This is a genomic window from Pacificibacter sp. (assembly GCF_039769035.1).
Lineage (GTDB): Bacteria > Pseudomonadota > Alphaproteobacteria > Rhodobacterales > Rhodobacteraceae > Celeribacter.
In genome coordinates, this window is record NZ_JBDMZG010000073.1 from 1 (window position 1) to 14,099 (window position 14,099).

The window sequence follows — 14,099 nt, forward strand, 5'->3', positions numbered from 1 at the left end:
CACCGCAAAGCCGTGAAAGTCTGGGACAAGCGCGATTTCAAAAACTTGGACGACACCGCGCAACTTGGCACCCGCAACATCAAATTGGCGATGAAACGCTTGCGATCTTGGGCGCGCGACGGGGCTGCGGATGAGTTGGATCTGGACGGCACCATTCGCGCCACTGCTGAACACGGATATCTCGATGTAAAAACGCGACCCGAGCGACGCAACGCCGTCAAGGTGCTGATGTTTTTCGACATTGGCGGTTCAATGGATGATCACATCAAAGTGGTCGAAGAACTATTTTCCGCAGCACGATCCGAATTCAAACATCTTGAATACTACTATTTTCACAATTGCCTTTATGAAGGCGTGTGGCGCGACAACCAGCGCCGCTGGAGCGAACAAACTGCCACGCATGACGTGTTCAACACCTATGGCAAAGACTACAAAGTCATTTTCGTCGGCGATGCGTCTATGTCGCCCTATGAGATCGCCTACAAAGGCGGCGCAAACGAACACTACAACGCAGAAAGCGGCGAAGTTTGGCTGCAACGCGCCCGCACACAATGGCCCGATCACGTCTGGCTTAACCCCGTGCCCGAAGGTCATTGGCGATACACGCAATCCATCAACATGATCCGCGACATCTTTGAAGATCACATGGTTCCCATGACCTTAGAGGGGCTGACAAAGGGTATGAAACTGTTAGGTTAAAACGTCGGTGCCGCGCCGGAATGCGCGCTCTGATACGTAGCATGGTTAGACGACGCAATTTTGTGAGAGGACGACATCGTGATCCGGTTCGTGAAACGCCTTTGGAACACCGCACCAATTGCCACTGTGGTGCTGGTGGTGTCCTTGCTGGTCGCAGGCGTCTTTACCACGCGCGCTGTTGCGTTTTGGATCTACTGGAACGACCCAGCCCATCGCGCACAAGCGATCGAACCATGGATGACCCCGAAATATGTCGCGCATTCATGGGACGTCCCACCACAGGTCGTCCGCGATGCGCTCGGCGAATTCAAACGCGACAAAAACGGCCCCATGAGCCTTGATCAAGTGGCGAAATCTCAAGGCATTGCGCTTGAAGATTTGATCGCAAAAATCGAGACTGCGATTGAAACTTTCGAGGCCAATCGCACCACTCCGGACACTCCTACGGACAACACGTCCAAGGATGCGTCATGACAGATAGTATCTTCTCACTCGTCACAACCTACGGATATTTAGGCGTTTTTGTCTGTGCATTCCTATCGTGCCTGTTGGTGCCCGTGCCCACATCTTTGATGATGCTTGCAGGCGGGGCACTGGCGGCCTCGGGCGACATATCTGCGCCAATTCTAATTCTCTGTGCCTTTTCGGGGGCCGTTTTGGGCGACCAGACAGGCTATTTTGTGGGACGCAAATATGGTCGGCGCGTTTTGCTGCGATTGGCCAAATCCCCTGCCCGCGCCCGCGTGATTGCCCGTGCAGAACGAACCGTCGAAAACCACGGCGGGATTGGCGTGTTTTTCTCGACGTGGCTGGTGGCGCCGCTTGGCCCATATGTCAACGTCGCAGCCGGCACAGCGGGACTGCCATGGGCACGGTTTACAATTGCCGATGTGCTGGGCGAGGCGATTTGGGTCAATCTCTATATCTGGCTGGGCTTTGCCTTTGCGGGCAGTTTGACTTTGGTGGCCGAAGTGGTCGGCGACGTAATGGGGCTTATCGCGGCGCTCATGATCGCAACCAGCGCCGCACTGTGGATATCACATGTCTTGCGTGCACAGCGCAATGCGGACAAAGCGAGCAAAGCAGCAGAGCCCCCGCTTGCGACACCCTTTGATATTCCCCCCAAAAGCACCATATAAATCATATGTTAAAGTTTCTCCCCATCCTTTTGGCCCTCATTTACGGCTATGTCATGTACCGCATGTCTGCGGGGCGATCCGCGCGTGAATTGGCGGCGAAATCTGCCGAGTTGGCCGATGCCACCCTGCGCAAAGAGTTTACGCGACTGGCCCAAGCGTTGGACCTGCCTCGCGTGCAGGTGTTTCTATACGACATTGAGCCTGTGAATGGCTTGGCTGCCCCTGATGGCAAAGTCTATATCACCCGTGGGTTCTACCAAAAGTTCCGCGATGGCGAAGTGACAGCCGAAGAAATGGCCTCCGTCGTGGCGCATGAATTGGGCCATGTGGCTTTGGGGCATTCCAAACGGCGGATGATTGATTTTTCCGGTCAAAACGCCCTGCGCACAGCACTGGCCATGGGACTGCGTTTTGTGCCGCTCATTGGCCCGTTTGCGATCTATATCGCCTCCGCCATGACCAGCATGCTCGCCGCCAAACTGTCACGCCGTGATGAGTTTGAAGCAGACGCCTATGCCTCTGCGTTGTTGCATAAATCCGGTATCGGAACTGACGCGCAAAAATCTTTGTTTCGCAAGCTGAACACGCTCACAGGCGCCCGTGGCGCCGCTGTGCCAGCGTGGTTCATGAGCCACCCAAAGGTGGAAGAACGGATCAAAGCGATTGAGGTAAACGAGGCGAAGTGGCAGGTTTGACGCGAGCTACATCGCACGCGCGCCCCTAATTCAAGCATTCGAAGCGAAAGCAAAGCTTTTTAAGAATACACAACGTGACAAAAGTGCCGCTACATGCAAGAACCACTATCAAATCTTGGGAAAATTTACAGTTTGGTAGCATCAAATGTTGCGTCAAACGCTCCAACTGTATTAGTTAACAAGAAGTAAACTTAACTGCAGGTTTCAGGCAGTGGATATCTGAAATTTCTGTATAAAGTAAGGAATGGACTCTTGGCGGATTTTTATGACGTCTTCGCAACAACCGTCTCCAACGGTGTGGCCACAGCCGATTCAACTGTCGTTACAATTGCGGTTTATGCCCCAGGCGAAACAATTAATACTTCGGACGGAGCTACCATTCGAGTTGTCGATAGCAATAATGACGGCCTTATCGATCCAGATGAATGGGTAGACGCGACAGGTGGCGGCGGTCCAGGTGACACTGGCCAAGCGCAAAACGGTGGCGTAGGCTTCGCGATCTACGACAACGACAGCAACTCACTAAATGGTACCCTATACTCGTCAGGATCATATCAAACTGGCGCCGACCTCAATGACTTCCTTGATTCCATGCCTTCGAACTTTGATGGCATTGCCCCTGAGGGGCTGGTTTGCTTTACGAAAGGCACGCTGATCAAGACCCGCAATGGTGACGTTGCAGTGGAAAACTTGGCCATCGGTGATGAAGTTCTGACCGCCGACGATACGTTCAAAACAATTCGTTGGGCAGGCGGACGCAATGTCAGCGCTGCTGATCTTGCAGCCAACCCAAAACTCCGTCCAATCCGCATCCTTGCAGGTGCCCTCGGAAATGGCATGCCCAAACGCGACATGCTCGTTTCTCGTCAACACCGCATGGTTCTGTCCTCTCCTATTGCCAAGCGCATGTTCAATGGGGATGTACTGGTCTCAGCAATCAAGTTGACGGGCTTGCCTGGCATCTTCGTGGATGACGCCGTCGAAAGCGTTGAGTACTTCCATGTCCTGTTCGACAAACACGAAATCGTATTTGCCGAAGGCGCTGCATCTGAAAGCCTTTACACGGGCCCAGAAGCGCTCAAGGCTGTGTCACCCAAAGCGCGCAAGGAAATCCTTACTCTTTTCCCAGAGCTGGCTGACAAAGAGTACAAAGCAGAATCCGCGATGATGATTCCAACGCTAAAGCAGCAAAAAGAACTCGTCGCACAGCATAGCGCTTTGAAATAAAACAATATTACTGACTGACAGTTGCAAAAAATTGTCCGAGCGGATGGATTTATCATCGACAAAGTCGACTGAACCACCGCTCGCGACACGCAAATGAGCAAGCGCGACCAGCTACACATTTTGACCTAACGCGGAAGACATGCATCTTTCGTGAGTTTGCGCATGCGTTGTAGCCGCTTAGACAAGCTTATTTAGGATCGTTGTCCATTTCCGAGTGGCCTACCTGTGGCGTCGTAACGCCCTTCGCGGCTGCGGAATCCTGCGATGACCTAAAAGATTTACTCAGCCCCATCTGTGTCGAATTTGGGAACAGAAAATAGACGACCTGCCCCAACCACCCTAAGAATGTCGTCACCCTTTTGGGGTGACGAATGATGGCCTTGGACACAATGTCTGCTGCGCGTTCTGGGCTCATGGTTGGCACATGGCTTGAGAACTCCGTTGGGGCAATCATTTTGGTACGCACAAGCGGCATGCTTACAGTTGTAAACCGAACTGAATCCTTGGCAAATTCGGCAGCGGCGACGCGCGTGAACGCATCTAGCGCAGACTTCGACGCAACATATGCAGCAAATCGTGGTGAGTTAATCTGAACCCCGATGGACGAGATATTGATCACATGTCCACGCCTGCGCTCCACCATGGCCGGCAAGACCAACAATGTCATGCGCAATGCTCCAAAATAGTTGAGCTGCATCGTCCGTTCAAAATCATGAAACCGTTCGAAGGACGCTTCGACACTGCGCCGAATGGACCGCCCAGCGTTATTGATCAATATATCGATGGCGCCATGATCCGACTGAATGCGATCCATCAGGGCCTCCAAGGACTCTGTATCACTCAAGTCTGCTGGGTAAATATGCGCTTCATAACCTAAGCTTGCGATTTCATCTTTGGCACTTTGAAGCGCATCAACGCCTCGCGCGACCAAAATCGTTTTGGCGCCAGCACGGGCAACACACTGCGCAACGGCAAGACCGATGCCAGACGACCCACCGGTTATCAAAATGGTTTTGCCATCGACAGCGTCACTGAGAGACTTGTTACGCATAAACTTCAAAGGCTCGCCCTCAATGTTGTAGACAAAAATAGATTTTAACGAGTGGGGTTGGATCGTATGGACGCGTCATGACAGGATTCACAAAGCAAAATGGTGCGATGCCAGTCGACGATCTTAGATGAGCACGTAGGGATTGTGCAAAGCAGGCAATTTCAAAGCACTTGATAGACTATCCTCTGACTTGTCCGGATTTGTCAACAAATGCGACAAGCGCTATCCCGCCCCCTGTTAGGCTTCTACGCCCGCAACATTTTTCCCAGCCGCGGCAAACGCGCTTTTTTCATGAGTTTGCGCATGTGCCATGGTTGGCCAGACAGGCGCTCGGCGGTGAGGCGGACGTCTTCGCAGGCAGCCAAGACCAGATCAGGGTGATGTGAGGCGAGTTCCCAAAGGAATCCGTCGGGATCGCGCCGCTCAATGCCCTCTTCGCGCAATGTGTTTTGCGGGAAATCTGAGGCGTTCATCGTAACAAGCTCATCAGCATGGCCAGCGATGGCGGCCGCCAGAACGTGGATGTCGTTTTCATCGGGCAGATACAGCCGCGCTTCCAACCCTGCGTGGGGTTTGATGCTAGCTTTGGGCCATGCGGCTTTGACGAGCGCCACTTCCGTACGGGCTTGCGCTTCGCCCGTGGGGCCGATTTTGCGCGCGGCTCTGGCCCATTCTTCTAAAATGCGGTCAGACCACAGTGGGGTAAAGAGCCCCTTGGCAGCTACGTTCAACAGCACCTCACGCATAACGGTGGGGTATAACACGCAGGCATCAAGGAGCACTTTTTTCATGTCTTTGAAACCCTTACGGCATCATGCGGTAAAACAGACCCTTAAGGTATCCGCTTTCCGCGAGCTGCGGCATCAGTGGATGATCTGCACCAGCAAAGCCCGTATGGATAAGCTGCGCTGATCGCTGTGCGCGGCCAATGCCACGGTTGCACGAGTTGCGGAATTTTTCCAAGTCAGCGGCATGCGAACAAGAACACAGCCCTAAATAGCCACCATCAACGACCAAAGCCGCAGCCATTTTCGCCACGCGCTCATAGGCACGTAGGCCCTTTTCAAGTGCAGGCTTGCTTGGTGCAAATGCAGGTGGGTCACAGATCACAACGTCGAATTTTTCGCCCTCAGCCAGCAAAGCGGCCATGGTGTCGAAAGCATCGCCTTTGCGTGCGGTGAATTTGTCAGACAATCCCATCGCCGTGACGCCCTGCTCCGCCAAATCAAGCGCTGCAGCGGAGCTATCAACACATGTGACAGACGCAGCATCAGCAGCCAAAGCCGCCAAACCAAAGCCGCCAACGTGGGAAAACACGTCCAAAACGCGCTTACCTTTGACCAAGTTTTGCGCATAGGCGTGATTGTCGCGTTGATCAAAGAACAGGCCAGTTTTTTGTCCGCCCATCAAGTCGGCCATATACGTGGCACCATTCATGGATACTGGAATCACACTCTCTACGGCGCCGTCCAAGACATCGATCTTATCATCCAAGCCTTCCAAACCGCGTGCACGGCCGGTGCCATTCATCACGATGGTGGTTGCACCTGTCACTGATTTCAACGCGCCAACGAGCGTGTCGATCAACGTGTCGGCCCAAGCGGCGTTAGGCTGAATGACCAACGTATCGCCGAACCGATCAACAATAACGCCAGGAAGCCCATCGGACTCAGCGTGGATCAAACGGTAGAATGGTTCAGAGTAAAGTGTTTCACGATGCGTGAGTGCGTGTTTGACGCGCGCGGCAAACCACGCTTCGTCAAAGACCATGTCAGGATCACGATCCAAAACGCGCGCAAAAATGCGGCTGTTCGGATTGACACCAACAAGGGCCAAAAAGTTACGCTCCGCATCCTCAAGCCGCGCAATTGCGCCGGGTGTGAGGTTTTTCGTGCGGCGGTCGACAACCAGCTCATTGTCAAACACCCAAGGTGAGCCGTGGCGAATAGCGCGGGCATTGGCTTTGGGCTTAAGACGAATGGTGGGAAAAGATTCAGAGGGATGCGTCATGCACCCCTCTTACTTAGATTTATCGCCCCATGGAAGGGGTGATTATTGCGCGTATGGTTTGTTCAACTCAGCGACAACAACGCCAGCAACGTAATCTACAAGACGTGTTCTTTGGTAAGTTGGATCCTCAGCGTCTGCTTCTTTAGCAGGACCACAGCACAAGCCTTTATGTGTAGCGTCGATGAGGCGCGCTGGCTGAATCACCACGCCAGAATTTGCGTCACGAACAGTCATCACAAATTCAATCTCTTGCTCTCCACCGTAATTGTAACGCGTTTTCGGCGTCACAGCGTGAAAGCGTGTGACCTCGACGTCGATCACAACTCTTTTAGTTCCGCGCATGCCAGCAGTCGCTTTGCCGAAGGCGGTGCTCATCATGGACTTAACTTGAGCATAGCGATCACCCGCAGCTTCGCCATGCCAAACGATGTCCGCGATTGGCTTGATCGAATTCTCTTCGGAAACAACCAAGGTTTCTGGCACGCTTACATTCACACGGCTCACTGAAAAACTTGGTGCAACGTAGACCGGATCGGCCATCTCGGCTGGAGCTGGAACCACCGTTGAGTCGATTGTCGTACTAACAGGTGCACATGCTGTGGCACCGATCAAAAGCCCGCCTGCCACGATCATTTTAGAAATTTGAAAGAAGGTACTCATAGATCTAGCTCCAAGTATTAAACTCTAACTCTAGGTCAACCCTTAATTGAGACTCGTTATAAATGAAATAATAAATCATCCAAAATAACAAAAAACCCCGCGCAAACGCACGGGATTTCTACAAAATTCAACTCAAACCGCGCAATTAGGTCTCAAAAAGCAACCTAAGGGGTTTTGGTCGTAAAGCGTTGTTGAAACGCTTTTATGCCATTTTTTGTACGGCACCAAACTGGAATTGGCGGCGAACCCATTTGGATACAGAAACAACAAAATCACGAGTTGCTTGAGCGCGCAGTGCACGAGCGCGTTTTTCAATGGCTTCGATTTCAACGTGTGTGTAAACTTCGTTTGTCATAATCATATACCTTTTTTGCCCTATGGCAGTTATGCGCAGCGACAAGCACTTTTGCCCGAGTACGCTGCCAATTTAAGTGTCACAAGCTCAACTTCTAAGCTCGTTTCGTTGATTAATATCTACGCCACCGCACACCAAAGCACCACTTCCCATTGAGAAACCCCGCCATGCGCTCACTGCATTGCAGCGCAAATTCCGCATTGCAGCATGACTGCAGGCCCCTCGCCTCCAAACATTTGCAACGCGTGCTGGACATCTGATCAATCAAAAGCTATGTTAGCGCTAACTGTATACAGTTTAGCGCTAACACTTTATGTGAAATACATATAGTGCTGCACACTACAAGAATTCGCTCCTCCTATTTGACCCAAAGGCCCCCCCAATGTCTATCAATGCTCAGATCAAAGCCGTAACGGACCGCATCATCGAACGATCGCGGCCAACACGTGACGCATACCTAGAACGCATGGCTGGCGCAGCTGATGCTGGCCCTGTGCGCGCACATTTGACTTGCGGCAACCAAGCCCATGCCTATGCCGCCATGGGACAAGACAAAGACGCGCTTGTGGCGGAACGATCCGCAAACATCGGGATTATCACGGCCTACAATGATATGTTGTCCGCACATAAGCCCTATGAGCACTACCCAGACATCATTCGCGACGCCGCGCGTGCAGCTGGCGCAACAGCACAGGTCGCCGGCGGCGTGCCTGCGATGTGTGACGGTGTTACCCAAGGCCAGCCGGGCATGGAGCTGTCATTGTTTTCGCGCGATGTCATTGCTTTGTCTGCAGGCGTCGGCCTATCGCACAACTGCTTCGATGCCGCAGTGTTCTTTGGCATTTGTGACAAGATCGTCCCTGGCCTTGTGATGGCTGCCGCAACCTATGGTCACATTCCATCGGTGTTCGTTCCTGCGGGGCCGATGACGTCCGGCATTCCCAATGATGAAAAATCCAAAGTACGCCAACAGTTTGCCATGGGTGAAGTTGGTCGCGATGAGTTGATGAAGGCGGAAATGGCCTCATATCATGGATCAGGCACCTGTACGTTTTATGGCACTGCGAACACCAACCAAATGCTGATGGAAGTCATGGGCTTGCACCTTCCGGGTGCGTCTTTTGTCAATCCAGGCACCGAGTTGCGCGACGCTTTGACCACAGCCGCTGCCCAACGTGCGCTTGAGATCACCAATTTGGGCAATGATTTCCGGCCTACGTCGCAAATCTTGGATGAGAAAGCCTTTGTGAACGGCTTGGTTGGTTTGATGGCTACGGGTGGCTCGACCAATCTTGTGCTGCACTTGCCTGCTATGGCGCGTGCTGCAGGGATCATTCTTGATCTGCAAGATTTCTCTGACCTGTCCGAGGCGGTTCCTTTGATGGCGAAAGTCTATCCAAACGGTCTGGCGGATGTGAACCACTTCCACGCCGCTGGTGGTCTTGGCTATATGATTGGTCAGCTTTTGGACAACGGATTGCTGCATGAAGATGTGAAAACCATCGCCGGCGATGGCCTGTCGCTTTACACCAAAGACCCGAAAATCATCGATGGCGAACTGCAATTCGTTGACGGCTCGAAAGACACGCTCAACGATCGTATCTTGCGCCCTGTCTCTGATGCCTTCCAAAAAACCGGTGGGCTGAAAGAGCTCAAAGGCAATATCGGACGTGGAGTGATGAAGGTTTCTGCCGTCGCCCCTGAGCGCCGTGTTGTCGAAGCCAAAGTGCGTATTTTCCACGATCAGCGCGATGTGAAGCCAGCGTTTAACAATGGCGAATTCACCGAAGACACCGTGGTTGTGGTCCGTTTCCAAGGCCCACGTGCCAATGGCATGCCTGAGCTGCACTCCCTGACCCCAACACTGTCGATCCTGCAAGATCGCGGGTTGAAAGTGGCTTTGGTCACAGATGGCCGCATGTCCGGTGCTTCCGGCAAAGTTCCTGCTTGTATCCACGTCTCTCCTGAGGCCGCAAACGGTGGCCCGATCGCGAAACTTCGCGATGGCGATTTGGTACGTGTGGATGCAGAAGCCGGCACTTTGGAAGTGCTTGAGGATGATTTCGACGCCCGCGAAGCTGTTGTGGCCGATCTGTCTGCCAATTCCGTTGGTCTTGGTCGCGAAATGTTCGAAGTGTTCCGCCAAAATGCGGGCAATGCCACCGAGGGCGCTGCCACTATTTTGTAAGGGCATTCTGCGCGTTTACAGTCTCGAAAGCCGCTCTTGTTCACGCAAGGGCGGCTTTTTACATTCAGGGCCGTTCTGATTGCGCCTCTTTTCTTGACCTAGGCGCCTGAATAGGTTTGTTAGGGCTAACATTTCACATATTGCGGTAAAAGGACCCCTATCATGACCCCACAAGAAGCCAGCAAACTCTGCGCCGAGGTCTGCGGACTTGCACCTGTCGTTCCTGTACTTGTTGTCAACGATGTGGCCCACGCCCGCCCATTGGCAGAAGCACTGGTTGCCGGTGGCTTACCCGCCCTTGAGGTCACGCTGCGCACAGACTGCGCCCTTGATGTGATCAAAGAGATGGCAAAGGTCGAAGGCGGCACTGTTGGTGCAGGCACGCTTTTGACACCCGCAGACGTTAAAGCAGCCAAAGCTGCGGGCGCTAAATTCGGCGTCTCCCCAGGTGCGACAGACCTTTTGTTGGACGCTTGTGAAGCTGAAGACATGCCGCTTTTGGCGGGCACGTCCACAGCTTCTGACGTGATGCGCCTGCTTGAGCGCGGCTACACGGTTGCGAAATTCTTCCCCGCCGAAGCCAATGGCGGCGCACCAGCGCTCAAAGCCATCGGCGCGCCATTGCCACAAATGAAATTCTGCCCAACTGGCGGTATTACGTTGCAAAAAGCGGATCAGTACCTGTCGCTGTCCAACACACTTTGCGTTGGTGGTTCATGGGTTGCACCGAATGATCTTGTGATCAAAGGCGATTGGAAAGCGATCGAAGAACTCGCGCGCGAAGCGGCAGCCCTGCCCCGCTAATCCGAGCAAATCCACGAAAATAGAAAACGCCGCGTGATCCCAAAGATCCGCGGCGTTTTTGTATCTGACGACGTTTATACTTGGACAGCGTCGTTACACGCCTCGACGCGCACGCGATCCGCCACGCCGACCTTGGGGGCCAACGATACTGCCCAACCCCTCATTTAATACCAACGTCATAGGGTGTTGGTCATTGTGACCGCGCTCGTACAAACCAAGCAACCGTCGAATGGCAATATCAGCACGCAAATCCGGTCCAATCTTAATGGCCCAATCCAAGAAAATTGAGCGCGCTTCTTGGATAGTAATGTTTTCGATGCGGTAAGATTCGCGGATCAATCCCCCTGGATCAAGGGCTTCGTCATACTCAAGTGTTTCGCGACGGGTCATAGCGTCTTTTCCTTTGTCGATACGCAAGAGCTAGTGCCAGAACCAGCGCTCCGCAAGAGACAGATCTAACTTTGGCGCGGCGCAGGTCGATCGAGCGCTGCCGTAATGACCTGATCCGCAGCAAGACAGGCATCGGCAATCTGAGACGCGAGAGCTTCAATACTGTCCGTCTGCGTTGAGCGCATCAAAAAGGCCCGCCCATCCATGCCAATCGCGTCAGGATCAAGCTTGTCGCCTGTCAAAAGACGCGCAGCAGACTGCAATCGCCACGTCAAACGATAGGTTTCCGACAAGATTTGATACTCCTCGGTCGAGAGCCACCCAGAGGCTTCGCTGGACTTCAATTGTTCATAAACATCCTGCGCAGGACAGCCATTGATCAGCGCCCCCGCTTCGGCCAGCAGTTCAATATCCATCATGCGGCCAACGCCACTTTTAGGGTCCCAAGTAGATCCAGGCTTGGCGTCGGCCAAACGCACGCGCATATCTTTGGTGTCTTGGCGGATGACATCTTCATCATTACGATCGCGCAAAAGGTCTGTGCGAAAGCTCTCGACCGCCTCCGCCAATTCAGGGTGCCCAACCACAACGCATGCACGCGTCAACGCCAGATGCTCCCAAACCCATGCTTCGTTTTTCTGATAGGACATGAAGCTGTCCAGTGATGTTGCGACGGGGCCCGATTTGCCCGATGGGCGCAAACGCATATCAACCTCGTAAAGCCGCCCTTGCGCCGTTTGCGTCGTTACCGCAGTGATCAGGCTTTGGGTCAACCGCGCATAATAAGGCCGCGCAGCCAATGGGCGCTTGCCGCCTGAATACTCGACCCCAGCTGCATCATAGATGACGATCATGTCCAGATCAGATGCCGCCGACAAACGCCCTGCACCAAGCGATCCCATGCCCAAAACCAGTGCCCCACGCCCCGGTGCGGCCCCATGTTTTTGTGCGAACGCATCGACCACAACCGCGTATAAAGCGGCAATCGACGCGGTGGCCAAATCGCAATATTGCTGTCCTGCTTCATCCGCAGAAATCAATCCACGCAATTGATGAACACCGATCCGAAAGTGCCACTCTTTGGCCCATCTGCGCGACGTATCCAACGCGCCTTCATAGTCGGAAACCTTGTCCAATTGGCCAGACAGTTCTTTTTCCAAAGCTTCACGCCCGGGCCAAGGTTCGAAAAACGCACCGCCAATGACCGCATCCAACACACCAGAGTTGCGTGACAAATACGTGCCCAAATGCGGCGCCGTGGAAACGATATCCAAGATCAAATCGATCAATTGCGGATTGGCTTCAAACAACGCAAACAGCTGCACCCCCGCAGGTAACCCGCGCAAGAACCCGTCAAGGTTGGCAGCCATTTCCAAAGGTCTGTCTTGGGATTGGATACGGGACAAAATGTCGTGCTCTAAGCGCTCAAAAATCTCTTGTGCGCGCTCAGTGCGCAAGGCCGGATAACTTTGCCAACGTGACGTGATCGCGCGCAATTCCTCAGACTGTTCAATCACTGGCACAGGCGCATCAGAGGGGGCGAAAAAGCCTTCTGTCACCTCATGAACCCGCGCGCACCGTTCCAAGATATCGCTGCGCATCGCGTCGACATCCGTGCCCATCAAATGAGCCAAACGGTCAAACTCTTCTGGGGCCGATGGCAGGCTGTGGGTTTGCTGATCACGCAACATTTGCAGCCGATGTTCAACCTCGCGGTGGGCTGCGTAATCTGCGGTAAGAATATCGCAGGTTTCTTGCTCGATCCATGCCTTGTCAGCCAAAGCCTGCAAGGCCTCGCAAGTCCCACGCAAGCGCAGGTCAACATCGCGGCCACCGGCAATCAACTGACGGGTTTGTGCGAAGAATTCGATCTCTCGAATACCGCCAACGCCCAGTTTCATATTGTGCCCTTCTAGTTTAAGGGCGCCGCCCAAGCCTTTGTGTTTGCGTATTTTTAAACGCATATCATGAGTTTCTTGAATGGCGGCAAAGTCCAAGTGCTTGCGCCATACAAACGGTGTGAGCGTCTTCAAAAACTGCTCACCTGCGCTGATATCGCCGGCTGCAGCCCGTGCTTTGATATAGGCCGCACGTTCCCATGTGCGCCCGACACTTTCATAGTACCGCTCTGCTGCATCCATCGCAAAACACACAGGCGTCACAGATGGGTCCGGTCGCAAGCGCAAATCCGTGCGGAACACATAGCCATCGGCCGTGAGTTCCGACAAAGACGCCATGGCCTTGCGGGTGGCGCGGATAAATCCGGCGCGTGCATCCATGCGGTCGTCAAGATCAAAACGGGTTTCATCGAACAGACAAATCAAATCAATATCAGACGAATAATTCAGCTCGCCCGCGCCGTGTTTTCCCATGGCCAAAGCAACCATACCGCCACAGGAATCGATGTCATCTTCGGTCTGCCCTGGCAATTTGCCCCGTGCAATTTCGCGTGCAACATGAGCACGCAACGCCGCATGGGTGGCGTGATCGGCCAAATCCGACAAAGCGCCCGTGACTTGATGCAAGTCCCAAACACCAGCCACGTCACACAAGCCCGACAGCAACGCGATTCGACGTTTGGCACGACGTAATTCTGGGTCCAAAACATCAGGCGTCAGACCATCAATCCGTGCCAATTCGCCAATAAGTGCTGCCTCAGGATCGTCCAGCGCGGGCGCAATCCATTCAGCTTCGCGCCTTATCAACCCATGCAAATAAGGTGCACTGCCCCCAGCGCCGATAATCACATCTCGTGCTTGCCCTGTCAGCTCAGGCACTATGTCTGCAGCTTCACGTCCACGATCACTTTCAAACGCACGCGGCATACGCGTCACTCGGGTGGCAAAGGGGGCTGGCACTGTTTTGCGCTCCATTAATTGAC

The 14,099-nt window shown here is 53.5% G+C and carries 14 protein-coding genes; 7 read left to right on the forward strand and 7 right to left on the reverse strand.

Annotated features, from left to right (window positions below):
• The 5 genes from ABF287_RS07075 to ABF287_RS07095 all read left to right on the forward strand — a co-directional run.
• Nucleotides 1-699, forward strand: a 699-nt coding sequence (locus ABF287_RS07075; protein ID WP_347184312.1) for a VWA domain-containing protein, incomplete at its 5' end; no start/stop codon positions are given.
• 78 nt (nucleotides 700-777) lie between these two features.
• On the forward strand, nucleotides 778-1,173 hold the full coding sequence (locus tag ABF287_RS07080; RefSeq protein WP_347184313.1) for a hypothetical protein: 396 nt from the start codon (nucleotides 778-780) through the stop codon (nucleotides 1,171-1,173).
• A complete protein-coding gene (locus ABF287_RS07085; RefSeq protein WP_347184314.1) occupies nucleotides 1,170-1,838 on the forward strand; it encodes a DedA family protein in 669 nt (222 codons plus the stop codon). The genes ABF287_RS07080 and ABF287_RS07085 overlap by 4 nt, the downstream gene beginning before the upstream one ends.
• 5 nt (nucleotides 1,839-1,843) lie before the next feature.
• Nucleotides 1,844-2,533 (forward strand): M48 family metallopeptidase, encoded by a 690-nt coding sequence (locus ABF287_RS07090; RefSeq protein WP_347184315.1) that lies wholly within the window; start codon nucleotides 1,844-1,846, stop codon nucleotides 2,531-2,533.
• Between the two features lie 252 nt (nucleotides 2,534-2,785).
• Nucleotides 2,786-3,760, forward strand: coding sequence for a Hint domain-containing protein (locus tag ABF287_RS07095; protein WP_347184316.1), 975 nt, complete (start codon nucleotides 2,786-2,788; stop codon nucleotides 3,758-3,760).
• Between the two features lie 187 nt (nucleotides 3,761-3,947).
• On the opposite strand, the gene ABF287_RS07100 is transcribed toward ABF287_RS07095, so the two are convergent.
• The 5 genes from ABF287_RS07100 to ABF287_RS07120 form a co-directional block, all read right to left on the reverse strand.
• A complete protein-coding gene (locus tag ABF287_RS07100; RefSeq protein WP_347184317.1) occupies nucleotides 3,948-4,811 on the reverse strand; it encodes an SDR family NAD(P)-dependent oxidoreductase in 864 nt (287 codons plus the stop codon).
• Between the two features lie 245 nt (nucleotides 4,812-5,056).
• Nucleotides 5,057-5,602, reverse strand: coding sequence for a PIN domain-containing protein (locus ABF287_RS07105; RefSeq protein ID WP_347184318.1), 546 nt, complete (start codon nucleotides 5,600-5,602; stop codon nucleotides 5,057-5,059).
• A gap of 13 nt (nucleotides 5,603-5,615) precedes the next feature.
• Nucleotides 5,616-6,821 (reverse strand): class I SAM-dependent rRNA methyltransferase, encoded by a 1,206-nt coding sequence (locus ABF287_RS07110; RefSeq protein WP_347184319.1) that lies wholly within the window; start codon nucleotides 6,819-6,821, stop codon nucleotides 5,616-5,618.
• Between the two features lie 42 nt (nucleotides 6,822-6,863).
• Nucleotides 6,864-7,481: a DUF6778 family protein gene (locus ABF287_RS07115; RefSeq protein ID WP_347184320.1), complete on the reverse strand. Its 618-nt coding sequence runs from the start codon at nucleotides 7,479-7,481 to the stop codon at nucleotides 6,864-6,866.
• 202 nt (nucleotides 7,482-7,683) lie between these two features.
• The gene (locus ABF287_RS07120; RefSeq protein WP_347184321.1) at nucleotides 7,684-7,836 is read right to left on the reverse strand and encodes a hypothetical protein; all 153 of its coding nucleotides are present in this window, start codon (nucleotides 7,834-7,836) and stop codon (nucleotides 7,684-7,686) included.
• A 382-nt stretch (nucleotides 7,837-8,218) separates the two neighbouring features.
• Between ABF287_RS07120 and edd the strand changes: the two genes are divergently transcribed.
• Nucleotides 8,219-10,024, forward strand: coding sequence for a phosphogluconate dehydratase (gene edd, locus ABF287_RS07125; protein ID WP_347184322.1), 1,806 nt, complete (start codon nucleotides 8,219-8,221; stop codon nucleotides 10,022-10,024).
• 162 nt (nucleotides 10,025-10,186) lie between these two features.
• A complete protein-coding gene (eda, locus tag ABF287_RS07130) occupies nucleotides 10,187-10,828 on the forward strand; it encodes a bifunctional 4-hydroxy-2-oxoglutarate aldolase/2-dehydro-3-deoxy-phosphogluconate aldolase (RefSeq protein WP_347184323.1) in 642 nt (213 codons plus the stop codon).
• Nucleotides 10,829-10,921: 93 nt separating this feature from the next.
• On the opposite strand, the gene ABF287_RS07135 is transcribed toward eda, so the two are convergent.
• Entirely contained in the window at nucleotides 10,922-11,218 is a 297-nt protein-coding gene (locus ABF287_RS07135) for a hypothetical protein (protein ID WP_347184324.1), read from the reverse strand.
• A 65-nt stretch (nucleotides 11,219-11,283) separates the two neighbouring features.
• On the reverse strand, nucleotides 11,284-14,091 hold the full coding sequence (locus ABF287_RS07140) for a glutamine-synthetase adenylyltransferase (protein ID WP_347184325.1): 2,808 nt from the start codon (nucleotides 14,089-14,091) through the stop codon (nucleotides 11,284-11,286).
• Between the last annotated feature and the right edge of the window lie 8 nt (nucleotides 14,092-14,099).